This is a genomic window from Methylomonas sp. LWB (assembly GCF_001856095.1).
Taxonomy (GTDB): Bacteria; Pseudomonadota; Gammaproteobacteria; order Methylococcales; family Methylomonadaceae; genus Methylomonas; species Methylomonas koyamae_A.
In genome coordinates this window covers 110,901-133,084 of record NZ_MKMC01000034.1, presented here as the reverse complement: position 1 = coordinate 133,084, position 22,184 = coordinate 110,901, and the positions used below count along the sequence as shown (strand labels likewise).

Here is a 22,184-nt window from a genome sequence, read left to right as displayed (position 1 = left end):
AGGTTGGGGGTTAACGATTAGCGGTACAGATTAGCTAATGCTACAATTTGCCGCAACTTTATAAATAATCTAGGGAATAGCCAATGGCTCAGGATGCAAACAATCTTATCTGGATAGACCTGGAAATGACAGGGTTGGACCCGGATAACGATTTGATCATCGAAATCGCAACCGTCGTTACCGATCCAAATTTAAACATCCTGGCCGAAGGCCCGGTGATCGCCGTCCATCAATCCGACGCGGCGTTGGCGGCGATGGACGACTGGAATCAACAGCATCACGGCCAATCCGGGCTCATTCAACGGGTCAAGGATTCCCGCATTGATGCCGCCGCCGCCGAAGCCGAAACGTTGGAGTTTTTGCGGCAATGGTTGCCGGAACGGGCGTCGCCGATGTGCGGAAACAGCATTTGCCAGGATCGGCGTTTTTTGTACCGCTATATGCCCAAGCTGGAAGCCTTTTTTCATTACCGCAACCTGGACGTATCCACCGTTAAAGAACTGGCGGCGCGTTGGGCGCCCAAGGTCAAGGACGGTTACAACAAGCAAGCCTCGCATAAGGCGCTGGACGACATTCTCGAGTCCATCGAGGAATTGCGGCATTATCGCGAGCACTTTTTTAAATATTAATCCGTCCACTTGGGTTGGCTTGCTGCATTAACGACGGAGTTTGGCCCAGCGATACGGAATCAATAGATCGGCTTGCCAGATGCCTGGCTCGCCCCACGCCCTTTAATTTCAGGTACCACACAGCCATGCTAGACCCCCGTTTATTTAGAAGCGAACTGGAGACGGTTTGCCAGCAATTGCAACGCCGCGGCTTTCAATTCGATGCCGCCGCCTATCAAGCCCTGGAAGACCGCCGCAAGGACATTCAGGTCAAGACTCAGGATTTACAAAACGAACGCAACACCCGCTCGAAGGCCATCGGTCTAGCCAAGGCCAAGGGCGACGACATCCAGCCCTTGCTGGATCAAGTGGCCGATTTGGGCGACCAGCTCAAGGCCGCCGAAGCCGAATTGAACGACGTGCAAAACCAGTTAAACGCATTGATGGCCGGCATACCGAACATCCTCGACGCGGCGGTGCCGGACGGCAAAAGCGATGCCGATAACCTGGAAGTCAGCCGTTGGGGCGAGCCGCGCCAGTTCGATTTTCAACCCAAGGACCACGTCGATCTGGGCGAGCCGTTGGGCATGAACTTCGAATGGGGCGCCAAGATCGCCAGTGCCCGTTTCGTCGTGCTGGCCGGCAAACTGGCGACATTGCAACGGGCCATCATTCAACTGATGTTGAATACCCACATCAACGAGCACGGCTACCAGGAAACCTATGTGCCGTTCCTGGCCAACTCCGACAGCCTGCGCGGCACCGGCCAGTTGCCGAAGTTCGAGGCCGATTTGTTCACGGTGCAAAACGATCCGACCTTCTACCTGATTCCAACCGCCGAAGTGCCGGTCACCAACATCGTCCGCGACGCCATTGTCGAAGCCAAGCAGATGCCGCTGAAGTTTGTCTGTCATTCGCCCTGCTTCCGCAGCGAGGCTGGCGCTTACGGCAGCGACGTGCGCGGCATGATTCGTCAACACCAGTTCGAGAAGGTCGAGCTGGTGCAAATTGTGTCCGCCGAAACGTCCGCCCAGGCCCACGAGGAACTGACCGGCCACGCCGAGAAAATCTTGCAAATACTGAATCTGCCGTATCGAAAAATGCTGTTGTGCGCCGGCGACACCGGCTTTTCGTCGGCCAAGACCTACGATCTGGAGGTCTGGTTGCCGGGACAGCAAAAATATCGGGAAATTTCGTCCTGCAGCAACTTCAAAGACTTCCAGGCCCGGCGCATGCAGGCGCGCTGGCGCAATCCGGACACCGGCAAGCCGGAGTTGGTGCATACCTTGAACGGCTCGGGACTGGCGGCCGGCCGTACCTTGATCGCGGTCATCGAAAACTATCAAAACGCCGACGGCTCGATCACGGTACCGGAAGCCTTGCGGCCTTATATGGGCGGGCTCGCGGAAATTCGCTAAGCAATTAGGGCCGGACACCGCAAGCCGGGGTAGCGATCCAAGCGCTACCCCGGCTTTTTTATGCCCCTACTGGGATTGGCAAAATAGTTTTGAACCAAAACTAACCTGGAGTATCATCGCCGCCGGAGTTGCGGCGGGCTCTTCGGTTCGCTCGGCTCCGACCATAATTTTAATAACTGACTGGGGTTAACATGAGCGAGAACAATCAAGTACAAGAGCCGTCGCTGTACGAGCGTCTGGGTGGCGAAGCCGCCGTCAACGCGGCGGTCGATGTGTTTTACGGTAAGGTGTTGGATGATTATCGAATTAACCGCTTCTTCGAAAAAACCGATATGGCTAAACAAGTCGAGCACTTGAAAGCCTTCATGACCGTCGCTTTCGGCGGTCCCAACCAGTATACCGGTCGCTCCTTGCGCGACGGCCATGCCAGATTGGTTCAAAAGGGTTTGAGTGACAGCCACTTCGACGCCGTGATGGAACACCTGGGCGCGACGATGCAGGAACTGAACGTGCCGGCCGAGTTAATCGGCGAAGCGGCCGCCTTGGTCGAAAGCGTTCGCGGCGAAGTCCTCGGCCGTTGATGTCGGTGCCGCCATGCGCGCGGTTCGGCGCGTGGCGGCAATCCTGGGGATGGCTCATCCTCGGCGCTAGCTCGAGCCTTACAAATTTTCCGCCGCCCCCGTCCGGTTTTAGTATCCTAGCCGACCATTCCGTATTCGGTCGTCGTCATGTCGCTACATTCTCTTTACGCCACCGCGCCTAAGGCGCTGGAAGGCATCCTCGCCAACGAAATCCGCGCCCTCGGTGGCCAAAACGTCAAGGAAAAACTGGCCGGCGTGGCCTTCGACGGCGATCTGGCGCTGGCTTACCGGGTGTGCTTGTGGTCGCGAGTGGCCAACCGGGTGTTTCTGCCGCTGAGCAGTTTCGAGGTCAAATCCCAGCAGGACCTGTACGACGGCGTCAAGCGCATTAATTGGTTCGAGCATATCCAGCCCGACGCCAGCCTGGCGGTGTCGTTCAGCAGCAAGAACAGTCCGGCCATCAACAACACCCACTTCGGCGCGCAAAAGGTCAAGGATGCCATCGTCGACCAGATGCGGGCCAAGTTCAACGAGCGCCCCAGCGTCGATACCGACCGGCCGTCGCTTCGCGTCAACGTTTATCTGCACAACGACCTGGCGCAACTCAGCCTGGACTTGTCCGGCGAAAGTTTGCACAAGCGCGGCTTCCGCGACATCAGCATCGCCGCGCCGATCAAGGAAAACCTGGCGGCGGCGATTTTGTTGCGCGCCGGCTGGCCCAAGATTGCCGAGCAAGGCGGCAGTTTGCTCGATCCGATGTGCGGTTCGGGGACGATGTTGCTGGAAGGTGCGCTGATCGCCGCCGACATCGCGCCGGGATTGCAGCGCGATTACTTTGGTTTTCTGGGCTGGAAAAAACACGATGCCGGTTTGTGGCAAAGCTTGCTCGACGAGGCCCGCCAACGCCGCGAAGCCGGAATAAACAAAATGCCGACCATAGTCGGCTTCGACCAGGACCGGCGTACCGTCACCACTGCGGTTCAGCACGTCGAAAACGCCGGACTGTCCGGCAAGATTCATATCGAAAAACGCGACATCGGCGATGCGGCTGCGGCGGAAAGCTGGCCCAAGGGCTTGATCGCCTGCAACCCGCCCTACGGCGAACGGTTGGGCGACGAAGCAGAAACCGCCGCGCTGTACCGTCGCTTCGGCGAGGTGCTGAAACAGCGCTTCGCCGGCTGGCAGGCGGCGATGATCATCAGCGACCCCGAATTGGGTTTTAGGCTGGGCATTCGTTCGCAAAAGCCGATCACCTTGTTCAACGGCGCGCTGGAGTGCAAATTGCTGCGTTTTAACATCGAGGAAAAAGCCTTCTTCGAGCCCAAGGCCAAGTCGCAACAGGAGCGGGCCGAATCGATCTGGCGCCGCGCCCAAGTCGAACAAGTCGACCCGCAAGCCGAGATGTTCGGCAACCGCTTGCGCAAGAATCTGAAGAAACTCGCCAAGTGGGCCAAGCAAAACCGGGTGAGTTGTTACCGCCTGTACGACGCTGATTTGCCGGAATACGCGGTGGCAGTCGATGTTTACCAGGGAGAGCAGCTTTGGGTCAATGTGCAGGAATACGAATCGCCGAAAACCATCGATCCGGCCAAGGCCAATCAACGCCTGGCCGGGGCAATGGCGGAGATTCCGAAAGTGCTGGAAATTCCGGCCAACCAGGTGTTTCTGAAAATCCGCCGCAAGCAAAAAGCCAGCGACCAATACGAAAAGCTCGGCGAACAAGGCCATTTTCACGTGGTCGAGGAAGGCGGCTGCAAGTTCTGGGTCAATTTCGAGGATTATCTGGATACCGGCCTGTTTCTGGATCATCGGCCGATGCGCTTACGCATTCAGCGGGAGGCCAAGGGCAAGCGCTTTTTGAATTTGTTCGCGTACACGGGCAGCGCGACGGTGCACGCGGCGGTCGGCGGTGCGGCGGCGTCGGTTACCGTCGACATGTCCAATACCTATCTGGACTGGGCCAAGCGCAATTACGAACTCAACGGCATCCGCGGCGACCACAAGCTGGTGCGCGCCGATTGCCCGAAATGGCTGGCCGAGCAGGCGGCATTAAAAAACAAGCCGCAATTCGACCTGATCTTTCTCGATCCGCCGACGTTTTCCAATTCCAAGAAAATGGACGATGCCTTCGACATTCAAAGCGATCACGTGGCTTTGTTGAAAAATGCCGCCGCGTTGGTGGCGCCGGGCGGCGTGTTGTATTTTTCGACTAACTTCCGCCGCTTTAAACTCGACCGCGAGGCCTTGGCCGGCCTGAACATCGAAGACATCAGCGCGGCGACGATTCCCGAGGACTTCGCCCGCGACCAAAAAATTCATTATTGCTGGAGAATCACGCGATGAAGGATTGCCTGCGCATCATCGTCAAGGGCAGGGTACAGGGCGTGTATTTTCGCGCCTACACTCAAAAGCAAGCGGTCAAACTGAATCTGTCCGGTTTCGTCCGAAATCTGCCAGACGGCAGCGTCGAAATCGTCGCTTCCGGACACCCGGACGATTTGCAAAAGTTGGTGGCCTGGTGTCACAAAGGGCCGCTATTGGCCAAGGTTGCCGAGCTTGTCGTCAATGCCCATCAGCCCGACGAACATTGGCAAGCATTCGAGATTCGTTGATTGATGGCAAGATTGAGCTGAATCAACCTCGAACGTCTAACGCTGATGACAGCACTCAGGCTACATTTGTCGGATCAGGCGCGATTTGTCGTACAAATCCTGCGCCAATTTCAGGCGGGCTATCATCTCTCAGGGTTTTACGAATTCGGTTGGCAAGGCTTGGTCGGCTAACGATTCAGCGAGAATCTGCGCTATGCTCGCTATCTGTATGTGGATGATCTGGTCGTCAAGGGTAAGCGGCAAAATCAGGGCATAGGCAAACGTCTCATTGAATATGTCAAACAGGCAGCCCAATTTGCAAACTGCAATAATCTGGTTCTGGATACCCGCTTATATACATGCCGCTAGCACAACGATGCTATTACCGACAAGGCTTGTCGGCGAAGGGTATGCATTTTGTTGAACACCTAAATGGCGGATTTGTTGCCTAACCCCGCTGCGCCATAATCTATGTGTCTGTAAACTGGGTCCCGTATCGCTTCGCGAGGTGGGCTTCAAGCTGCATCGTTCTCGGCGTACTTTGGTTTCGTTTTGTGACGGCGGTTGGGTTGGGTAAGCGTGGATGGAATTCGGACGACCGGACGAACTCTAATGAATTTAAGTACCCTTTTGTCGGGTGATCACCGCTTGCTGAACGGCCGTTGCAATTTCATTGGCGATTTTTTCGTCGGTAACCGCGCGCGCTAACGTTACGCCGCCAATCAACATTGCAAAGTTAGCCCACGCATTATCAATAGCCGCCTGATCGGTTGTTTGGGATGTACCCTCTGCCGCAAGTTTGACTATCGTTAGCAGCTCCGACTCGAATGCGGTACGTATCGTTTCCTCGGAGCGACAGACTTCCGGAGTTACACTTTGAAGTATGCAGCTGTCGCCCAGATCGCAGGTGCGTTTTGGACCCATGTAAAACGTTGCAAATTCTTCCCACCAGTTTTCGCCATATTTCTGCTGAAAAGTGCCGATCCCGGATTTCAAGTCCTCCATTCCGGCAATGATCGCCGCTTTAAACGCCTCGGCTTTGGAGCTGAAGTGTCCGTAGAACGCCCCTGACGTCACGCCGGCTTCCTTTGCCAAGCCATCGACGCCGATGCCACTGTAGCCGCCTTTTCGAAAGCAACGCCCGGCCGCCTCAATAATGCGCTGGCAGGTTTGTTGTTTTTGGTCTGCTGTATATCTCACGCGGGTAGATCCAATGCTATTTGGGATTGACATTGTATCAAATGGCCAGCATCGGCATCTTTGACAAGATAACGATCGTTATATAATATTGTATAGCGATCGTTATTTAATGTTCGTCGCGTAGCTTCCGCTACGCGTAACCCCAAACAACAGGAAACCGACATGCCGCTTACTCTTACGCTAACAGAAGGTGTCTTACCCGCGGGAAGCGAAAGGCTCGCTTTTCGCAGAATTTGCGATTCGATGTTGAAATGGCACGGGCTATCCGGCAATAAGGTGATGACGCCCAATGTCGTTGGCGCTATCCATCTGCTACCCAAACATCAAACCTATTCAGGATTGCAAGAAACCGATGTCGTATTTATCGAATGGAAGGTGCCGTCATTTGCGTTTAACACACCAGAAATTCAGCAGGGACATATCGAAGAAGCCACCGACATTATTCATGAACTCTCGGGCGGCAGCCTGCCTAAACACCAAATTTGGGCTAATGTCGTCCATGCTGTTGATGGCGCCTGGGGAATCGCTGGTCAGGCGTTGACCAATAAACAGTTAGGCGAGGCGCTTTCCACAGGTTAAATTTAGATCCATTCGCGGGTCGATCTCTCATCGCCCGCGAGTAACAATGTTTATTCACTCGGCTGGCGGCCCATGCCAAAAAACCGCCCGCAAAGCTGCGAAAACATCACGTTAGCGTCTAGTAAACGCACATTGATAAAAGGAAGAGATATGTCAAACGGTTATACCTCGAAAGCTGTCGAAGTCATGACACCTAACATCGAATGCGATATCAAACGACGGCTGTTGCTGGCTGGGATGGTCGGTGCGGTAGGCGCATTCACCGCGACGCCGTTGTTCGCACAAATCACATCGCAGGGCAATACGACAGTCTCCAGCGACGGTATCGTTCGAACTATCCTGCAAAGTCATGAAGATAATGAAGGCAACGAATTTCGTTTGGTCATGGCTACCTATCCGCCGGGAGTGGGCTTGCCAGTTCACCATCATCCCTCAGTCGGTTTCAATTACATTCTTGAGGGGATAGCGGAATCGCAGTACGTTGACGAGCCAATACTAACCTTCAGAGCAGGGGATAGCTACCAAGACAAGGCCAACGCTCAACACCTGATTTTTCGCAATGCCGACAGGATTAATCCGCTGAAATATTTAATCACTTATACCACCCAAAAAGGCCAACCATTTTTGATGGTTCCTTAATGCCAAAGCGCTTATTGGGCATTTGGGACATCACGTCACCGGAAATACGCTATGAATAAACAACGAAAAGGTTTGCAGGTCATTTCGATACTTTTGTTATTGCAAGCCAATGCGCATGCTGCGGGAAATAGTTATACGCTTCCGCTTACTTTAGCGGTCGAAGCTGCCAGCGAAACGGTACGCTCCTGCGAAGCTTTGGGATATAACGTTTCGGTGGCTTTTGTCGATATGTTCGGTCAGCCCAAAGTTCAGCTAAAAAGCGACAAGAGTACGCCGCATACCTTCGAGACGGCCTATCGAAAAGCCTACACTATCGTGACGTTTGGCCCCAACTATCATTTAGAAACCAGCGGTCAAGTGGCCGACCTAATGAGCAAAAACCCGGCGTTTTATAATGCCGCACTCACCATCCCCAATGTCACGCCATTGCCCGGCGCATTAGCGATAAAAGTGCAAGGAAATATAATAGGTGCGATTGGGGTCAGCGGTGCACCGGGTGGCGATAAAGATGAAGCCTGTGCTCAAGCGGGTATTGACAAAATCAGCAGTAGATTGCCGGAATAATCATTCTATTCAAAATGGGAAAATTACAGTTATTGTGCTTAGGGAACCTCTGATTAATTCAGTTTTTCAAAACATTCGAACACACAAGTCATTGATTTAATTAGTTATAGAATTCTAGGTTACGAATTAATCAGAGGTTCCTAAACCATAGAGAATACAGCACCGTACAGACAATCTGGATAAACTTTGCGCTTATTTTCACTGCAGAATTGAAGATTTAGTTGAATATGTTTCTGAAGATCTTTTAACAGGCAGTCAAAACGTAAACCCTAAAGATTAAGGATGTTTGGTCGTTGAGGGCAAATGTCAAATTTGGGTGACGACAAATAACATCAATTTTAGCTGGCCGCTGAATGGCCGCCTATGCCAAACCAGGGGAAAATGGCAGTTTAGGGAAGATGTGAAAATGGCGCGCCCGAGAGGATTCGAACCTCTGGCCTCAGCCTCCGGAGGGCTGCGCTCTATCCAGCTGAGCTACGGGCGCAATGGGATTTGCGGTCTTACGATACAGTCTGTTCGGTCAAACGGTTTTGACCGTTTCCCTAGAACCCTAAATCCGGCTGACGGTTTCCTCCGGAGGGCTGGGCTCTATCCATCTGAGCTACGGGCGTGTATTGCAGAGCTGCTTATTATAAAAGCAATTGCGGCTAAAGTCATGGCCGATCGCGTTAATCTTGGTTTTTCGCGGATTTGGCTTTTGACAATAGCTGCTTCTGGCGTTGCAAGCGCTCGGCCTTTTCGGCTTCCAGTTTTGTCAGGCGTTGTTGTTTGGTGAGATGGCGCAGCCTGGCGCGGTCGGCGTCGGTCTCGGTCCAAGTGAGGTTGGGCGCGGGAACCATGGCAATGCAGGCGACCGGACACGGCGCGATGCACAATTCGCAGCCGGTACACAGGTCGGCAATGACCGTATGCATGTGTTTGGAGGCGCCTAGAATGGCGTCGGTCGGACAGGGCGGCAGGCATTTGGTGCAGCCGATGCACGCGTCTTCGTCGATGATCGCAAGTAGGCGCGGCCGCTCAATGCCGTAGCCGGGATTCAACGGCTTGGCCGCGATGCCCAGCAACTCGGCCAATTTGGCGATACCGGCATCGCCGCCGGGCGGACAGCGGTCGATGTCGGCTTCGCCGCGAGCGATCGCTTCGGCGTAAGGCCGACAGCCGTTAAAACCGCATTTTCGGCACTGAGTCTGCGGCAGCAGGGCGTCGATACTGTCGGCCAGCATGCTCGGTTCCGTTTTATTTGACGCGCATGCCGGGTTGGGCGCCGGCATCCGGCGACAGTACGAAAATGTCCTTGCCGCCTGGGCCGGCCGCCAGCATCATGCCTTCCGAGGTACCGAAGCGCATTTTGCGGGGTTTCAGATTGGCGACGACGACGGTCAGCTTGCCTTCCAAATCGTCCGGTGCGTAGGCCGACTTCACGCCGGCAAAGATGCTGCGGGTGTGGTCGCCGAGGTCGACGGTCAACTGCAGCAGTTTTTCGGCGCCTTCCACCGCTTCGGCCTTGACGATACGGGCGATGCGTAAGTCGATTTTGGCGAAGTCCTCGATTTCGATGGCTTCGGCGATCGGCTCCAGCTTTTGGTTTTCGGCGGGTTTGGCGGCTTCGCCGACGGTCTTGGCGGGCTTGGCCTTGACCGACGGAGTCTTCTCCAGGTTGTCCTTGGAGGCTTCGACGATCGCGGCGATTTTGTCGGCCTCGACTCGGGTCATTAATGGCGTGAATGCGTTGATGGCGTGGTCGGTCAGCGGCTGGGCGTCGGCCGGCCAGCCTTGCGGCGGGATGTTCAAGAAGGCTTCGGCGTTGGCGGCCAGCGTCGGTATCACCGGGCGCAGATAAACCACCAGCAAGCGGAACAAGTTCAGGCCCATGCTGCAAACGTCGTGCAACTCGGCGTCGCGGCCGTCTTCCTTGGCGATCAGCCAGGGCTTTTTTTCGTCGATGTATTGGTTGGCCTTGTCGGCCAGGGCCATGATTTCGCGCATCGCCTTGCCGAATTCGCGGCTTTCGTAAAGGTCGGCAATGGCTTGATGGGCGGCGACGAATTGGCCGAACAATTCCGGTTCGGCGCAGGCGGCGGATAGCCGGTTTTCAAAGCGTTTGGCGATAAATCCGGCGCAGCGGCTGGCGATGTTGACCACTTTGCCAACCAGGTCGGCATTGACCCGGAGCGTGAAATCGTCGAAGTTCAAGTCGATGTCGTCGACGCCGGCGCTGAGTTTGGCGGCGAAGTAATAGCGCAAGTATTCCGGGTTCAGATGGTCCAGATAGGTACGGGCCTTGATGAAGGTGCCGCGCGATTTGGACATTTTCTCACCGTTGACCGTTAAAAAGCCGTGGGCGAAGATCGCGCTCGGCGTGCGGAAGCCGGCGCCGTGCAGCATGGCCGGCCAGAATAGCGCATGGAAATAAATGATGTCCTTGCCGATGAAGTGGTACAACTCGGCGTCGCTGTCCGGGCTCCAAAAGTCATCGTAAATTAAACCGGTACGCTCGCATAAGCGCCGGCAACTGGCCATGTAACCGATCGGCGCATCCAGCCAGACGTAAAAATATTTGCCGGGCGCGTCCGGGATTTCGAAACCGAAATACGGTGCGTCGCGGGAAATGTCCCATTGTTGCAAGCCGTTTTGCAGCCATTCGGCCATTTTGTTGCTGACTTCCGCTTGCAAGTGGCCAGCGGTGGTCCAGTCTTTCAGCATTTCGGCGAAGTGACCGAGTTCGAAGAAATAGTGCTCCGAGTCTTTTTCGATCGGTTGTTCGCCGGACACGACCGACACCGCGTTTTTCAATTCGGTTGGCGAGTAGGTGGCGCCGCAAGCTTCGCAGTTGTCGCCGTATTGGTCGGGCGCGCCGCATTTGGGGCATTCTCCCTTGATGAAACGGTCTGGCAGAAACATGTTTTTGACCGGGTCGTAAGCTTGAGTGATGCTGCGGCTGCTGATATGGCCGCCCTCGCGTAGTCTGAGGTAAATCAGTTCGGCGCAAGCCTTGTTTTCGGGCGAATGGGTGCTGTGGTATTGGTCGAACGCCACGCCGAAGGCGTCGAAGTCGGCGCGGTGTTCTTGCTCGACGCCGGCGATCAGTTGTTCCGGCGTAATGCCTTCCTTGTCGGCGCGCAGCATGATCGGTGTGCCGTGGGTGTCGTCGGCGCAGACGTAGTAGCATTCGTGGCCGCGTTGTTTTTGAAACCGCACCCAAATGTCGGTCTGAAGGTATTCGACCAGATGGCCGAGGTGGATCGGACCATTGGCGTAGGGCAAGGCGCTGGTGACAAGGATTTTTCGTTTCGACATGGCGGTAAAACGGCCGGAAAAAGGAGCCGGCGATTATGGCATAAATCGCCTGGGCTTTCATGGCAAGGCGTGACAAGCCGGCGGCGGGCAAGGGTTCTTGGGCAACGTCGGGCAGTAGGGTACAATCGCCGCCAAGCTCGACGCTTCGGCGACGCCGGGGTGCCGATCGGGATTTTTCCGCGTGGGGCTTGCCCGATTTCAAATCACAATAAAAGAGGCTACATCATGAAAAAAACCTTGTTCTTGGCCATCGCGCTAATGTCCGGTTCCGTAATGGCGGCGACCGATCACTATCTGTTGCGCGACGGTAACCACGTTCAGCATTTGAAGATTAATACGGTCGGCAACGATACCAATGTCACCGTGGATGTGGATTTCGAACCGAATCCCGACGAGGCCGGCAAGCACGCATGTTCTGCTCTAATTTCTGGCGAAGCTAAAGTCATTGCCGAAAACGAGTTGGTTTTGAAAAAGCATATCGAGGGCGAGGCGCGTTCGTGCTCGGTAAAAGTGCATTTGACCCCAAACGGCGCCAAGCTGGAGCAATCCGAAGAATGTACTTATTTTGCGGCCGGGATTTGTAAATTCGCTAGCGACGGCAAGGAGTTGTTGAAAATCAAATAAGCCAGTCCGCTTCGCGGCGCGATCGGCAAAGTCCGTGCGCCGCTACTCGCGGGCTAATCTTAAGACAGTCGGCTAGTGTCTTTGCTATGCTGACTGATCCGATGCTTTAATTGAATTATGTTATTTGCCGCTATATTCGGACAGATTGTCGCGCGTCAATCCGCCACATTTTTAACGCTAGACTTTTTTGTTAGATTACCGGTGTCCCGCCAATACGGGATTCCAAATTTCCGGTAACAGATAGCGAAGGAGTCTTTATGAAAAACGCCAACAAATTTATAGCTGCCGCCGCGATTGCGGTACTCGGGGGAGCCGCGATCCTGAATGTAACCAATGCTAGTTCCGAAGTTAACGAAGACAAGGCGGCTACCGAGGGTAAATCCGTTGCTTGGTATGTGGCCAATATCAAGGAAGCGAAGGCGCAAAACCAAACCTGCCACGATAATCCTAACCTTCAAGCCAGCGCGGATTGCGTGAATTCGCTGCACGCTTTGCAAATTAGCTTCAAGGGCGGAAACTAATTTCTCTGCCGGCGTTTTCTCTGTCAGCCGGGCGGTAGCCTTACCGTCCGGTTTTTTGTGTTCCAACTCTCAATTTTCACTTTCGCCGATCTGGATTGGCGTTGCTGTCTTTCGTTCTTGCAAGCCGTCTGCCCGGCGGTTCGGCTTTCCGTTGTTCCGTAATGATTAACCCTCTCCTGTGAGTTCCGTCCTTGGGCCCAGTCCTGAGAGTGCTTAATTTCTGCTAAATTACCGGTCAAACTTAGGGAAATAAGGTTACCGGCATGTTCAAGCAAACTCAAAATCAGGTCAATATCTCCGCCGTGCTTGGCGAATACACCATTCCTCCACTGAAAGACATGTTGATTTTGGGGCGCGATTCGCCAATCGGCTGTATCGCGATGCGCCGCGCCATTGAATTATTGGTGAAAGCGCCGTTCGAGCATATCGAGTGCGACGACGAAATCATCAGTGATATCTTGGTCCGAAAAAGCCTGTTGAACCGGGCTTCGCGCGAGGCATTGATTGAGTTTGTGATAGGTCAGGTTAAGCCGCTGATGAGCATCGACGAGATTTTGCACGCCGATTTGGACGTCTCGGTGCGCTTGAGCGGCAAGGTATGAAGGAATTGACAGTAAAGGCCTGTCTTTGGCCCGATGTGGTTAGGGTCCGGGAAGAAGACCGGCCTAAGGGGCGGGCGAATGGCAGTACCGTGTACGCGGTATTTCGCGATGGCGAACTTAGTGCCGATTTTTGCGGCGTGGCTACCCACCATGACATTTCCCTGCACCCTGGCTGGATTTTTGCCGACTTGGTCGAGCATCGCAAGCTCGCGGCCGTGCCGGTCGGTGCCGGTATCCGTACCGCGTTGAAAACCATGCGGAAGCATGGCATGGAAGTGTTGGCCGTGATGAGCCGCGACGAGTTTGTCGGCGTCGTGACCCGGGAAAGCATTTTGCAGGCCTTGCTGGAACGCGATCGGCAGTTGTTACTCGAAAGCGTGCGTTTGCGGGACATCGCCGAGGAAAACCATCGCCAGACCGTGATTTGGGTCGAACGCTTGGCCGCCCTCAACGAGGCCGCCAGAAGCTTGTTGGGGGTGTTGGCTCGGACGTCGATAGAAACCGAATTGCTGCAAGCCGGGCTCGATGCCTTGCGTAAGCTGTTGGACGCCGATTTTGGGGCGATTGGTATCGTCGATGAGCACGGCGGGATGGCTGAATTCATTTATTCCGGAATCAGCGAGGCTCAGGCCAAGCAAATCGGCGAGCTGCCGCAAGGCAAGGGTTTGTTGGGCGTCGTGATCGAAGAGGATATTTCGCTACGCCTGAGCGATATGCGCACCGATCCGCGTAGCATCGGATTTCCGCCGCATCATCCGCCGATGAAATCGCTGTTGGCGGTGCCGATTTCCCGGCACGGTCGGGTGTACGGGCGGATCTATTTGTGCGACAAAGTCGGCGGCGAGGCGTTTAGCGCCAACGACGAGGAGTTGGCGGCCAGTTTCGCGCATTCGTTATCGTTGGTGATAGACAACGCCAGGGAGATGGAAGAGGTCAAGCGGGCTCGCCAGCGCCTGGATTACATGGCGCATTTCGATGCGCTGACCGATCTACCCAATCGCACGCTGCTGACCGACCGCGCCTTGCAATTCATCGCGCGCGCGCAGCGCAAACGCGAGGTGGTGGCTTTTTTGTTTCTCGATCTGGACAATTTCAAGACTATCAACGATTCGTTCGGCCATACCGTTGGCGACGAATTGCTCAGAGAGGTGGCCAAGCGCATCGCCTCGTGCTTGCGTGAAGGCGACACGCCGGCACGCATGGGCGGCGACGAATTCATCATCATGTTGCCCGGCATCAAGGACAGCCTGGATGCCGCCAAGGTGGCGGTCAAGATTTTAGGGCTACTGAATGAACCCTTTGTCATTAACCAACACCAGATTTATTCGCGGGCCAGTATCGGCATCAGCGTGTTTCCGGAGAACTCGGGCAATCTGGACGAACTGCTGGCGCAGGCCGATTCCGCGCTGTACCACGCCAAAAAGCTCGGCAAGAACAACTATCAGTTTTTTACGTCGGAAATGAACAGTACCGCGCAGCGGTATCTGCAGCTTGAGCATCATTTGCGTTGCGCGCTCGGTCAGGGCGAGCTGTCGCTGTACTACCAGCCGCAAGTGCAAATCGATAGCCGGGCGGTAATCGGCATGGAGGCGCTGTTGCGCTGGCATAGTCCGACCTTGGGCATGGTGATGCCGGATCAGTTTATCGGTTTGGCCGAGGAAACCGGGTTGATCGTGCCGATAGGCGAATGGGTGTTGCGGACCGCTTGCGAACAGGCCCAGCGCTGGCGCGAGACAGGTACGCCGGTGCGCGTCGCCGTCAATCTATCCGGTCGGCAGTTCCAGGATTTTCAACATCAACGCGGCTTGTTGGACGTGGTTGCGACCGTGTTGGCCGAAACCGGCTTGCCGGCGGAATTATTGGAGTTGGAAATCACCGAAAGCATCATGATGCGCGATGTGGATACCACGCTAGCCACTCTGCAAGGCTTAAAGAGCCTGGGCGTGCGTATTTCGGTGGACGATTTCGGCACCGGTTATTCGTCGCTGAGCTATTTAAAGCGGTTTCCGCTCGACACGTTGAAAATCGACAAGGCCTTTGTAAAGGACGTTTCCACCGACGACAGCGACCGGGCGATCGTGGCCGCGATTACCGCGATGGCCGGCCAGTTGAAATTGGAGTTGGTCGCGGAGGGCATAGAGGACTTGGAGCAGTTGGTCTTCCTGTCCGGACAGCGTTGCAATTACGGCCAAGGCTATTACTTCAGCAAGCCGGTGCCGGTGGAGCAAGCCACCGCGTTGCTGAAGCCGGGGGCCTTGTCGGAATGACGGCGGCTTAGTTTGCCGACGGTGCTTGCGGCATCGCGTCGATATCGAAGTTCTGTTTGATGCGTTTCGCCGCCGCTCTGGCTTCGGATTTGGTTTTGAAAGGCCCGGCCAAGACTCGGTAATTGCCGTTGCTGGCAATCTTGCGGGCCGGGATCGGCGGGCCTTGGTGATTGAGCATGGCCGCCAGCTTTTGCGCTTCGGTTTCGCTCTGGAACACATCGGCGATGATCGTCGACCAGGCGTCGGCGTCCAGTTCGCCGATTTCCGGTTGGCCGAACAGTCGTTCCGGATGTTCGATCTGCGGCGCGGCGGCGCTTAGTTCGGCAAGGTTCGGACTGTTGACGAGTACCGGTGTCGGCACGCCGTCGGCGCGCTTGAGGATGGCTTCCACCTTGGGCCAATCCAGTGTAGCTTGCCGTTCCGCGGCGAGCTGCTTCAATTTGCCGCGCAGGTCTTTTTCCAGTTGCTTGCGTTGCTTTTCCCATTTATCCAATGGTTGGTGGGCTTCCAGATACAGCGTGTCTCCCGCCCAGGCGGCTAAGAAGGGTTGGTGGACGATGCGTACCGGCGTGCCTATGTCGACTTGCTTGAACAGGTTTTCCACGTCCTCCGGGTAGAGCTGTACGCAGCCGTGGCTGACTTGCATGCCGATCCCGTAGGGCTTGTTGGTTCCGTGTATCAAATAGCCCTTAAAGCCCAGCGGCATTGCGTAATAGCCGAGAGGATTGTCCGGGCCGGAGCGGATGACTTTGGGGAGAGGGTCGCCCAGCGCCTGGTGTTCGCGTTGGATCGATTCCGGCACGGTCCAGGCCGGATTGGCTTTCTTGGCGACGATTTGCGTCTGACCCAGCGGTGTATTCCAGCCTTGTCGACCGATGCCGACCGGATAGGTCAAGACCGATCGGGCATTTGGAAAATAAAACATGCGCATGTTGGCCAGGTTCAACACGATGCCTTGGCGCGGCGCGTCGGGGATTATGAATTGCAAAGGCAGCAATACCGTGCTGTCGTTCTGTAAGCTCCAGGGATCCAGGCCGGGATTGGCGAGGGTAATGTCGTTGTATCCCAGGCCGTAATGGCGAGCAATGTCCGAGAGCGTATCGTTTTCCCGGCTGGAGAGAGTGGCCAGGCCTCCGACGATGTTCAAGTCGGCGGAGAGGCTGAATTGGTGAGTCTCGACGACTTCGTTGGGTTTGACCGTCCAGGTGACTTTTTCCGATTGTGGCTCGGAAAAGAAGGCTAAGGTTTGGCAGCCGCTTAGCAACGACGCCAGTATCAGCGCGAATGGTATAAGCAACGGAGAGTGGACCGGGGAATGGCGGATAGGCGGACGGGTTAAGGCGATCATGACGGTGACGGGACTGGGGCGTCGGATGGTTGTTTCCGCCCGGAGAGTAGCGCGTTTGACGCGGCCTGGCAAGAAAGCCCGTGGATTTGGTTGTCCGGGTTTCTTGGCTTCCCGGAAGATGGTATCTTCCCCCACTATTTTGCTTGGTTATTGGCTTATTGTAGGAGTTGTGAATGGCTATTGAAAAAGCGGCTGTCGAAAATATATTGAAAAATTTCATTGACCCGAATGTCGAGACCGATTTGCTGTCGGCTAAGGCCGTCAAGAAGATTACGGTGGACGGCGACGCGGTCAGCGTTGTCGTCGAAGTGGGCTATCCGGCCAAGAGTTACGTTGGCGAGCTGCGCGCCGAGTTGGAGAAACGCTTGCGCGCGTTGCCGGGGCTTGGGAAGCTGGAGGTCGAAGTGTCCTTCAAGATTGTGTCGCACGCCGTGCAAAAGACCTTGAAGCCCTTGCCGAATGTGAAAAATATTATCGCGGTGGCGTCGGGCAAGGGAGGCGTCGGTAAATCGACGACCTCGGTGAATCTGGCGCTGGCGCTGGCAGCGGAGGGCGCTCAGGTCGGTATTTTGGATGCTGATATATACGGCCCCAGCATTCCTACCATGCTGGGTTTGTCCGGTCAGCCGGACAGTGAGGACGGCAAGATGTTGCAACCCAAGTTGTCTTTCGGCGTCCAGACCATGTCGATCGGTTATCTGGTCGATCCCGATCAACCGATGATTTGGCGCGGCCCGATGGTAACCGGCGCTCTGCAGCAGTTGTTGGGGCAGACGCAGTGGCATGACGTCGATTATTTGATCATCGATTTGCCGCCGGGTACCGGCGACATTCAATTGACGCTGGCTCAGCAGATTCCGGTCAGCGGCGCGGTCATCGTGACCACGCCGCAAGACATTGCGTTGATAGACGCTCAGCGTGGCTTGGGCATGTTCGAAAAGGTCAACGTTCCGATACTGGGATTGGTCGAAAACATGAGTCTGCATATTTGCAGCAACTGCGGTCACGAAGAGGCTATTTTCGGCCAAGGCGGCGGCGTGGCGATGGCCGCCAAAAACGGGGTGGATCTGTTGGGTGCGTTACCGTTGGATATTAAAATCCGGGAGTTTGCCGACAGTGGCCGACCGACGGTAGTTGCCGATCCGGACGGGCGGCCGGCGCAAATCTACAAGGCCATCGCCCGCAAAATGGCCGCGAAACTGGCGCTGAGAGCCAAGGATTTCAGCGGCCGATTCCCGAATATCGTGATTCAGAATACTTGATCCGGAGCTGGGTCCGGCTAGACCAGTACTAGATTGTCCCGGTGGATGAGTTCGTCGTCGTCGGCATAGCCCAGCAAGGCCTCGAACTCGCTGCTGGGTTTGCCGGCGATTTTGGCGGCATCCTCGGCACCGTAGTTGATCAGGCCGCGGGCGATTTCCTGGCCGTGGGCGTCCAGGCAAGATACCAAGTCGCCGCGTTGGAATGAGCCACTCACCGTCTTGACGCCGACGGCCAGCAAACTTTTGCCGGCGGCTTTCAGAATTTTGACGGCGCCGTCGTCCAGCGTAACGCTGCCTTTGAGCTGCAATTGCCCGGCCAGCCATTGCTTGCGGGCCGCCAGCGGGGCGATGTTCGGGATCATATAGGTGCCGAGCGCTTCGCCGGCGAACACTCGGTTGACGACTTGGTCCAGCTTGCCGGAGACGATGACGGTCGCGGCGCCGGATCTGGCCGCCAACCGGGCGGCGCGAACCTTGGTGAACATGCCGCCGCGTCCTAGGCCGCTAATGCTGCCGCCGGCCACTTCGTCGAGCAGGCTTTCGTTGACGCTGATTTCGGAAATCAATTGGGCGGCGGGATTCAGGCTGGGATTGGCGTCGAACAGACCAAGCTGGTCGGTCAATAGCAATAGCAAATCGGCTTCGACCAGATTGGCTACCAGCGCGCCCAGGGTGTCGTTGTCGCCGAAACGGATCTCTTCGGTGGCCACCGCGTCGTTTTCGTTGATGACCGGAACAACGCCGAAATCCAACAGGGTTAGCAAGGTGCTGCGGGCATTGAGATAGCGTTGCCGGTCGGATAGGTCGTCGTGGGTCAGCAAGACCTGGGCCGCCAGCAGGCCGTGAGTCTGGAATTCGTCTTCGAAGCGGCGCACGAGGCCCATCTGGCCGACCGAGGCGGCGGCTTGCAGTTCGTGCAGCGTTTTCGGACGGGTTTTTAATTTCAGGCGGCTCATGCCTTCCGCCACCGATCCCGACGAGACCAATACCACGTCGACGCCCAACTGGCGTAGCGCCGCCATTTGCTCGACCCAGCCGGCGATCGCGGGCTTGTTTAGGCCGCGGCCGCCGTCGGTCAGCAGCGAGCTGCCGATTTTGACGACGACGCGTTTAGCTTTAGAGAAATCAGACCGGCTCATCGGCGATGGGCTCCAGCGAATTGCGTTGCGCTTCCAGAAAATCCATGATCGCGTACATCAGTTCTTGGGTGCCCTGGTTTTTCAGCGCGGAAATCTTGTATACCGGGCCATCCCAGTCCAATTCGTCGAGGATGGCTTGACAGTGGGTGTCGAGCTCGTCGTCCGGGACGTTGTCGATTTTGTTCAGTACCAGCCAGCGCGGCTTTTCGGCCAGTTCGTCGCTCCATTTTTCGACTTCGGCAATGATTTTCCGGGCGGCGGAAACCGGCGTTTCGTCGCTCTGGTAGGGGGCAATGTCGAGGATGTGCAGCAGCAAACCGGTGCGCGACAAGTGCTTTAGAAACTGCAGGCCGAGCCCCGCGCCTTCGGCCGCGCCTTCGATGACGCCCGGAATATCGGCGATCACGAAGCTGCGCATGTCGTCGACCCGAACGACGCCCAAATTGGGATGTAGCGTCGTGAACGGATAGTCGGCTACTTTCGGGCGCGCCGACGAGACGGCCCGAATCAGGCTGGATTTGCCGGCATTGGGCATGCCGAGCAGGCCCACGTCGGCAATCACCATCAATTCCAGACGCAGCATGCGGTGTTCGCCCGGCGTCCCCTTACTGGTTTGCTGAGGCGCGCGGTTGATGCTGCTTTTGAAGCGGGTGTTCCCCAAGCCGTGAAAGCCGCCCTTGGCGACCAGCAGTTGTTGGCCGGGCTTGGTTAGGTCGCCGATTTTCTCGCCGGTGTCGGCTTCGTAAACGATCGTGCCGGGCGGTACCGGGACGAAGCAATCATCGCCTTTTTTACCCGTGCAGTCGCGGCTGCCGCCGTTTTGGCCGCGTTGGGCGCGGTGCACCGAGTGATAGCGAAAGTCCACCAGGGTGTTAACGTTCTCCGTGGCCACCAGATAAACGCTGCCACCGTCGCCGCCGTCGCCGCCGTCGGGGCCGCCCAACGGAATATATTTTTCTCGGCGGAACGACGCCTTGCCGTTGCCGCCGTCGCCTGCTTCCACGCGGATTTCCGCTTCGTCAACAAATCTCATAATGTACCGGTATAAACAAAAAAGCCCCGCTAAACAACGAGGCTTTTCCTTTCAGTGGTGCCTTGCAGCACTGCTGGCGATGTTACGCTGCTGCGATGCTAACGTATTTGCGGTTTTTCGGGCCTTTTTCTTCAAAAACCACTTTGCCGTCCGCAGTCGCGAACAAGGTGTGGTCTTTACCGATGCCGACATTGGTGCCAGGGTGAAATTGAGTGCCGCGTTGGCGAACCAGAATGTTGCCCGCTTTAACCACTTGGCCGCCAAAACGTTTGACGCCCAGGCGTTGTGCATTGGAATCGCGACCGTTGCGGGTACTACCGCCTGCCTTCTTGTGAGCCATGATCTAACCTCTGTGAATGTTATGCGGAAATACCAGTGATCTGGACTTCCGTGTAATATTGACGATGCCCCTGTTTTTTCATGTGGTGCTTGCGTCTTCTGAATTTGATGATACGGACTTTTTTGTGGCGGCCTTGAGAAACCACGGTTGCGGTGACCTTTCCGCCTTCAACGTAAGGCTGACCAACTTTTACAGAGTCGCCTGATTGAACCATCAATACCTTGTCGAACTCCACGCTGTCGCCCGCGCCTAGTTCCAGTTTTTCGATTTTTAAGGTAGTACCTTCTGCGACACGGTACTGTTTGCCACCTGTTTGAATTACCGCATACATCGGCGTAAGCTCCATCAAGCATAAACTGTTAATAGTGAACAGCGGATTATATGTTTGGCGGCAAGTTACGTCAAACAAAAAATGCTTTTAGCACTAACGGTTTAAAGCCATGTTCGGACTGGTACTATTGACACTATTCGGTATTATTCATAGCATGACCGGCTAACCAGACAAAATTTGCCGTAGTGATCAGCGTTCAGACTCTTTCCATGATAGCCACAGATTCAGCGCCGACTAGCGGTGCCATAGATTTTGATTCGATCAAAAATTTGACCAGCGAGGAGTCTCAAGCTGTCGACCGCTTAATTTTGCAAGAATTAAGTTCGGATGTCGTCCTGATCAATCAAATCGGGCATTACATCATAGGTAACGGCGGTAAGCGTTTGCGGCCTATGTTGTTGTTGTTGGCCGCGAAAGCGTTGGGCGAGGTTGGCGATCATCACTTGACACTGGCGGCGGTCATCGAATTTATCCATACCGCGACGCTATTGCATGACGACGTTGTCGACGAATCGGCGATGCGACGCGGCAAGGAGTCCGCCAACGCGGTCTGGGGTAATGCCGCCAGCGTTTTGGTCGGGGATTATCTGTATTCGAGTGCGTTCGAAATGATGGTCCGCACCAACAACATGCGGGTGATGGACATCATGTCCAAAACTACCACGGCCATCGCCGAGGGCGAAGTGTTGCAACTGTTGAATTGCAACAATCCCGAAACCAGCGAAGCTAAATATCTCGAAGTGATTGCCCGCAAAACCGCGATCCTGTTCAGCACGGCGACTCGGTTGGCGGCGGTGGTTTCGGCCGCCGACGCTGTCGTCGAAAATGGCTTGGCGGTCTATGGGCAACAATTGGGCGTGGCATTTCAATTGATCGACGATGCACTGGACTACAAGGCTAACAGTGAGGAACTGGGTAAAAACCTGGGCGACGATTTGGCCGAGGGTAAACCGACCTTGCCGCTGATCTACGCAATTCAACATGGCGACGAGCGTCAGGCCAAAGTGGTGGTAGATGCGATTCGGCAGGGCTCTCGGGACGCTTTCAATGAAGTTTACGAAGTCGTCAAGGCTACGAACGCGATCGAATACACCGAGCGTTGCGCGGATCGAGCCGCCGCGGCCGCCATTGAGGCACTGCAATGCTTGCCGGACTCGGCTTACAAGCGCGCCTTGGAAACCTTGGCGCATTTCTCGGTGCAGCGCAGTCATTAAGGTCGCGCGGCGATGAATCTTTCCGG

At 55.7% G+C, this 22,184-nt stretch carries 25 protein-coding genes and 1 tRNA gene; 17 read left to right on the top strand and 9 right to left on the bottom strand.

Annotated features, from left to right (window positions below; genetic code table 11):
* Positions 1 to 83: 83 nt before the first annotated feature.
* The 7 genes from orn to BJL95_RS26070 all read left to right on the top strand — a co-directional run bounded on the left by orn (position 84) and on the right by BJL95_RS26070 (position 5,567).
* Positions 84 to 629, top strand: a complete 546-nt coding sequence (orn, locus tag BJL95_RS14445; RefSeq protein WP_071158897.1) for an oligoribonuclease — start codon at positions 84 to 86, stop codon at positions 627 to 629.
* A 125-nt stretch (positions 630 to 754) separates the two neighbouring features.
* Entirely contained in the window at positions 755 to 2,026 is a 1,272-nt protein-coding gene (gene serS, locus BJL95_RS14440) for a serine--tRNA ligase (RefSeq protein WP_071158895.1), read from the top strand.
* A 191-nt stretch (positions 2,027 to 2,217) separates the two neighbouring features.
* Positions 2,218 to 2,607 (top strand): group 1 truncated hemoglobin, encoded by a 390-nt coding sequence (locus BJL95_RS14435; RefSeq protein WP_064030956.1) that lies wholly within the window; start codon positions 2,218 to 2,220, stop codon positions 2,605 to 2,607.
* Positions 2,608 to 2,754: 147 nt separating this feature from the next.
* Positions 2,755 to 4,950 (top strand): bifunctional 23S rRNA (guanine(2069)-N(7))-methyltransferase RlmK/23S rRNA (guanine(2445)-N(2))-methyltransferase RlmL, encoded by a 2,196-nt coding sequence (gene rlmKL, locus BJL95_RS14430; RefSeq protein WP_071158893.1) that lies wholly within the window; start codon positions 2,755 to 2,757, stop codon positions 4,948 to 4,950.
* Complete coding sequence (gene yccX, locus BJL95_RS14425; protein ID WP_071158891.1) at positions 4,947 to 5,219, top strand: acylphosphatase; 273 nt, start codon at positions 4,947 to 4,949, stop codon at positions 5,217 to 5,219. The genes rlmKL and yccX overlap by 4 nt, the downstream gene beginning before the upstream one ends.
* 45 nt (positions 5,220 to 5,264) lie before the next feature.
* On the top strand, positions 5,265 to 5,390 hold the full coding sequence (locus tag BJL95_RS25940) for a hypothetical protein (protein ID WP_302848349.1): 126 nt from the start codon (positions 5,265 to 5,267) through the stop codon (positions 5,388 to 5,390).
* 39 nt (positions 5,391 to 5,429) lie between these two features.
* Complete coding sequence (locus tag BJL95_RS26070) at positions 5,430 to 5,567, top strand: GNAT family N-acetyltransferase (protein ID WP_217631691.1); 138 nt, start codon at positions 5,430 to 5,432, stop codon at positions 5,565 to 5,567.
* 249 nt (positions 5,568 to 5,816) lie between these two features.
* Here the strand turns inward: BJL95_RS26070 and BJL95_RS14420 are convergent, their stop codons facing one another.
* A complete protein-coding gene (locus BJL95_RS14420; RefSeq protein ID WP_254786807.1) occupies positions 5,817 to 6,398 on the bottom strand; it encodes a TetR/AcrR family transcriptional regulator in 582 nt (193 codons plus the stop codon).
* A 162-nt stretch (positions 6,399 to 6,560) separates the two neighbouring features.
* Here BJL95_RS14420 and BJL95_RS14415 point away from each other — a divergent pair, with 162 nt between their 5' ends.
* The 4 genes from BJL95_RS14415 to BJL95_RS26065 all read left to right on the top strand — a co-directional run bounded on the left by BJL95_RS14415 (position 6,561) and on the right by BJL95_RS26065 (position 8,460).
* Positions 6,561 to 6,977: a 4-oxalocrotonate tautomerase gene (locus BJL95_RS14415; RefSeq protein WP_071158887.1), complete on the top strand. Its 417-nt coding sequence runs from the start codon at positions 6,561 to 6,563 to the stop codon at positions 6,975 to 6,977.
* A 150-nt stretch (positions 6,978 to 7,127) separates the two neighbouring features.
* A complete protein-coding gene (locus BJL95_RS24070) occupies positions 7,128 to 7,616 on the top strand; it encodes a cupin domain-containing protein (RefSeq protein WP_175463720.1) in 489 nt (162 codons plus the stop codon).
* A gap of 51 nt (positions 7,617 to 7,667) precedes the next feature.
* On the top strand, positions 7,668 to 8,180 hold the full coding sequence (locus BJL95_RS14405) for a heme-binding protein (RefSeq protein ID WP_083386047.1): 513 nt from the start codon (positions 7,668 to 7,670) through the stop codon (positions 8,178 to 8,180).
* Positions 8,181 to 8,334: 154 nt separating this feature from the next.
* Positions 8,335 to 8,460, top strand: a complete 126-nt coding sequence (locus BJL95_RS26065) for a helix-turn-helix transcriptional regulator (protein ID WP_082885655.1) — start codon at positions 8,335 to 8,337, stop codon at positions 8,458 to 8,460.
* A 127-nt stretch (positions 8,461 to 8,587) separates the two neighbouring features.
* On the opposite strand, the gene BJL95_RS14400 is transcribed toward BJL95_RS26065, so the two are convergent.
* The 3 genes from BJL95_RS14400 to metG form a co-directional block, all read right to left on the bottom strand.
* Positions 8,588 to 8,664, bottom strand: a tRNA-Arg gene (locus BJL95_RS14400).
* A gap of 184 nt (positions 8,665 to 8,848) precedes the next feature.
* Positions 8,849 to 9,451, bottom strand: coding sequence for an RnfABCDGE type electron transport complex subunit B (locus tag BJL95_RS14395; protein WP_071158885.1), 603 nt, complete (start codon positions 9,449 to 9,451; stop codon positions 8,849 to 8,851).
* Positions 9,417 to 11,477, bottom strand: a complete 2,061-nt coding sequence (gene metG / locus BJL95_RS14390) for a methionine--tRNA ligase (RefSeq protein ID WP_071158883.1) — start codon at positions 11,475 to 11,477, stop codon at positions 9,417 to 9,419. Before metG ends, BJL95_RS14395 begins: the two co-directional genes overlap by 35 nt.
* Before the next feature lie 225 nt (positions 11,478 to 11,702).
* Here metG and BJL95_RS14385 point away from each other — a divergent pair, with 225 nt between their 5' ends.
* The 4 genes from BJL95_RS14385 (at position 11,703) to BJL95_RS14370 (ending at position 15,491) form a co-directional block, all read left to right on the top strand.
* Positions 11,703 to 12,101: a hypothetical protein gene (locus tag BJL95_RS14385; protein ID WP_064030948.1), complete on the top strand. Its 399-nt coding sequence runs from the start codon at positions 11,703 to 11,705 to the stop codon at positions 12,099 to 12,101.
* Positions 12,102 to 12,358: 257 nt separating this feature from the next.
* Entirely contained in the window at positions 12,359 to 12,622 is a 264-nt protein-coding gene (locus BJL95_RS14380; protein ID WP_064030947.1) for a hypothetical protein, read from the top strand.
* A gap of 263 nt (positions 12,623 to 12,885) precedes the next feature.
* On the top strand, positions 12,886 to 13,224 hold the full coding sequence (locus tag BJL95_RS14375; RefSeq protein ID WP_071158881.1) for a hypothetical protein: 339 nt from the start codon (positions 12,886 to 12,888) through the stop codon (positions 13,222 to 13,224).
* Positions 13,221 to 15,491 (top strand): EAL domain-containing protein, encoded by a 2,271-nt coding sequence (locus BJL95_RS14370; protein ID WP_071158878.1) that lies wholly within the window; start codon positions 13,221 to 13,223, stop codon positions 15,489 to 15,491. Before BJL95_RS14375 ends, BJL95_RS14370 begins: the two co-directional genes overlap by 4 nt.
* Before the next feature lie 7 nt (positions 15,492 to 15,498).
* Here BJL95_RS14370 and BJL95_RS14365 read toward each other — a convergent pair whose 3' ends face one another.
* Entirely contained in the window at positions 15,499 to 16,788 is a 1,290-nt protein-coding gene (locus BJL95_RS14365; RefSeq protein ID WP_254786805.1) for a L,D-transpeptidase family protein, read from the bottom strand.
* Between the two features lie 224 nt (positions 16,789 to 17,012).
* On the opposite strand from BJL95_RS14365, the gene apbC reads away from it, so the two are divergent.
* A complete protein-coding gene (apbC, locus tag BJL95_RS14360) occupies positions 17,013 to 18,101 on the top strand; it encodes an iron-sulfur cluster carrier protein ApbC (RefSeq protein ID WP_071158874.1) in 1,089 nt (362 codons plus the stop codon).
* A 17-nt stretch (positions 18,102 to 18,118) separates the two neighbouring features.
* On the opposite strand, the gene proB is transcribed toward apbC, so the two are convergent.
* The 4 genes from proB to rplU form a co-directional block, all read right to left on the bottom strand.
* Positions 18,119 to 19,240 carry a glutamate 5-kinase gene (proB, locus tag BJL95_RS14355; RefSeq protein WP_071158872.1) on the bottom strand — a complete coding sequence of 374 codons (1,122 nt, stop codon included), beginning with the start codon at positions 19,238 to 19,240 and terminating at the stop codon, positions 18,119 to 18,121.
* The gene (gene cgtA, locus BJL95_RS14350; protein ID WP_071158870.1) at positions 19,227 to 20,273 is read right to left on the bottom strand and encodes an Obg family GTPase CgtA; all 1,047 of its coding nucleotides are present in this window, start codon (positions 20,271 to 20,273) and stop codon (positions 19,227 to 19,229) included. The genes proB and cgtA overlap by 14 nt, the downstream gene beginning before the upstream one ends.
* An 82-nt stretch (positions 20,274 to 20,355) precedes the next feature.
* On the bottom strand, positions 20,356 to 20,613 hold the full coding sequence (rpmA, locus tag BJL95_RS14345) for a 50S ribosomal protein L27 (protein WP_064030940.1): 258 nt from the start codon (positions 20,611 to 20,613) through the stop codon (positions 20,356 to 20,358).
* 19 nt (positions 20,614 to 20,632) lie between these two features.
* Complete coding sequence (rplU, locus tag BJL95_RS14340) at positions 20,633 to 20,944, bottom strand: 50S ribosomal protein L21 (protein ID WP_064030963.1); 312 nt, start codon at positions 20,942 to 20,944, stop codon at positions 20,633 to 20,635.
* A 209-nt stretch (positions 20,945 to 21,153) separates the two neighbouring features.
* On the opposite strand from rplU, the gene ispB reads away from it, so the two are divergent.
* Positions 21,154 to 22,158 carry an octaprenyl diphosphate synthase gene (gene ispB / locus BJL95_RS14335; protein WP_071158868.1) on the top strand — a complete coding sequence of 335 codons (1,005 nt, stop codon included), beginning with the start codon at positions 21,154 to 21,156 and terminating at the stop codon, positions 22,156 to 22,158.
* Positions 22,159 to 22,184: the final 26 nt, after the last annotated feature.

Bases quoted from the DNA above. Each gene is read 5' to 3' on its own strand.
- orn (WP_071158897.1), top strand. From the start codon at position 84: ATGGCTCAGGATGCAAACAATCTTATCTGGATAGACCTGGAAATGACA.
- serS (WP_071158895.1), top strand. From the start codon at position 755: ATGCTAGACCCCCGTTTATTTAGAAGCGAACTGGAGACGGTTTGCCAG.
- BJL95_RS14435 (WP_064030956.1), top strand. From the start codon at position 2,218: ATGAGCGAGAACAATCAAGTACAAGAGCCGTCGCTGTACGAGCGTCTG.
- rlmKL (WP_071158893.1), top strand. From the start codon at position 2,755: ATGTCGCTACATTCTCTTTACGCCACCGCGCCTAAGGCGCTGGAAGGC.
- yccX (WP_071158891.1), top strand. From the start codon at position 4,947: ATGAAGGATTGCCTGCGCATCATCGTCAAGGGCAGGGTACAGGGCGTG.
- BJL95_RS25940 (WP_302848349.1), top strand. From the start codon at position 5,265: ATGACAGCACTCAGGCTACATTTGTCGGATCAGGCGCGATTTGTCGTA.
- BJL95_RS14415 (WP_071158887.1), top strand. From the start codon at position 6,561: ATGCCGCTTACTCTTACGCTAACAGAAGGTGTCTTACCCGCGGGAAGC.
- BJL95_RS24070 (WP_175463720.1), top strand. From the start codon at position 7,128: ATGTCAAACGGTTATACCTCGAAAGCTGTCGAAGTCATGACACCTAAC.
- BJL95_RS14405 (WP_083386047.1), top strand. From the start codon at position 7,668: ATGAATAAACAACGAAAAGGTTTGCAGGTCATTTCGATACTTTTGTTA.
- BJL95_RS14395 (WP_071158885.1), bottom strand. From the start codon at position 9,451: ATGCCGGCGCCCAACCCGGCATGCGCGTCAAATAAAACGGAACCGAGC.
- metG (WP_071158883.1), bottom strand. From the start codon at position 11,477: ATGTCGAAACGAAAAATCCTTGTCACCAGCGCCTTGCCCTACGCCAAT.
- BJL95_RS14385 (WP_064030948.1), top strand. From the start codon at position 11,703: ATGAAAAAAACCTTGTTCTTGGCCATCGCGCTAATGTCCGGTTCCGTA.
- BJL95_RS14380 (WP_064030947.1), top strand. From the start codon at position 12,359: ATGAAAAACGCCAACAAATTTATAGCTGCCGCCGCGATTGCGGTACTC.
- BJL95_RS14375 (WP_071158881.1), top strand. From the start codon at position 12,886: ATGTTCAAGCAAACTCAAAATCAGGTCAATATCTCCGCCGTGCTTGGC.
- BJL95_RS14370 (WP_071158878.1), top strand. From the start codon at position 13,221: ATGAAGGAATTGACAGTAAAGGCCTGTCTTTGGCCCGATGTGGTTAGG.
- apbC (WP_071158874.1), top strand. From the start codon at position 17,013: ATGGCTATTGAAAAAGCGGCTGTCGAAAATATATTGAAAAATTTCATT.
- proB (WP_071158872.1), bottom strand. From the start codon at position 19,240: ATGAGCCGGTCTGATTTCTCTAAAGCTAAACGCGTCGTCGTCAAAATC.
- cgtA (WP_071158870.1), bottom strand. From the start codon at position 20,273: ATGAGATTTGTTGACGAAGCGGAAATCCGCGTGGAAGCAGGCGACGGC.
- rpmA (WP_064030940.1), bottom strand. From the start codon at position 20,613: ATGGCTCACAAGAAGGCAGGCGGTAGTACCCGCAACGGTCGCGATTCC.
- rplU (WP_064030963.1), bottom strand. From the start codon at position 20,944: ATGTATGCGGTAATTCAAACAGGTGGCAAACAGTACCGTGTCGCAGAA.
- ispB (WP_071158868.1), top strand. From the start codon at position 21,154: ATGATAGCCACAGATTCAGCGCCGACTAGCGGTGCCATAGATTTTGAT.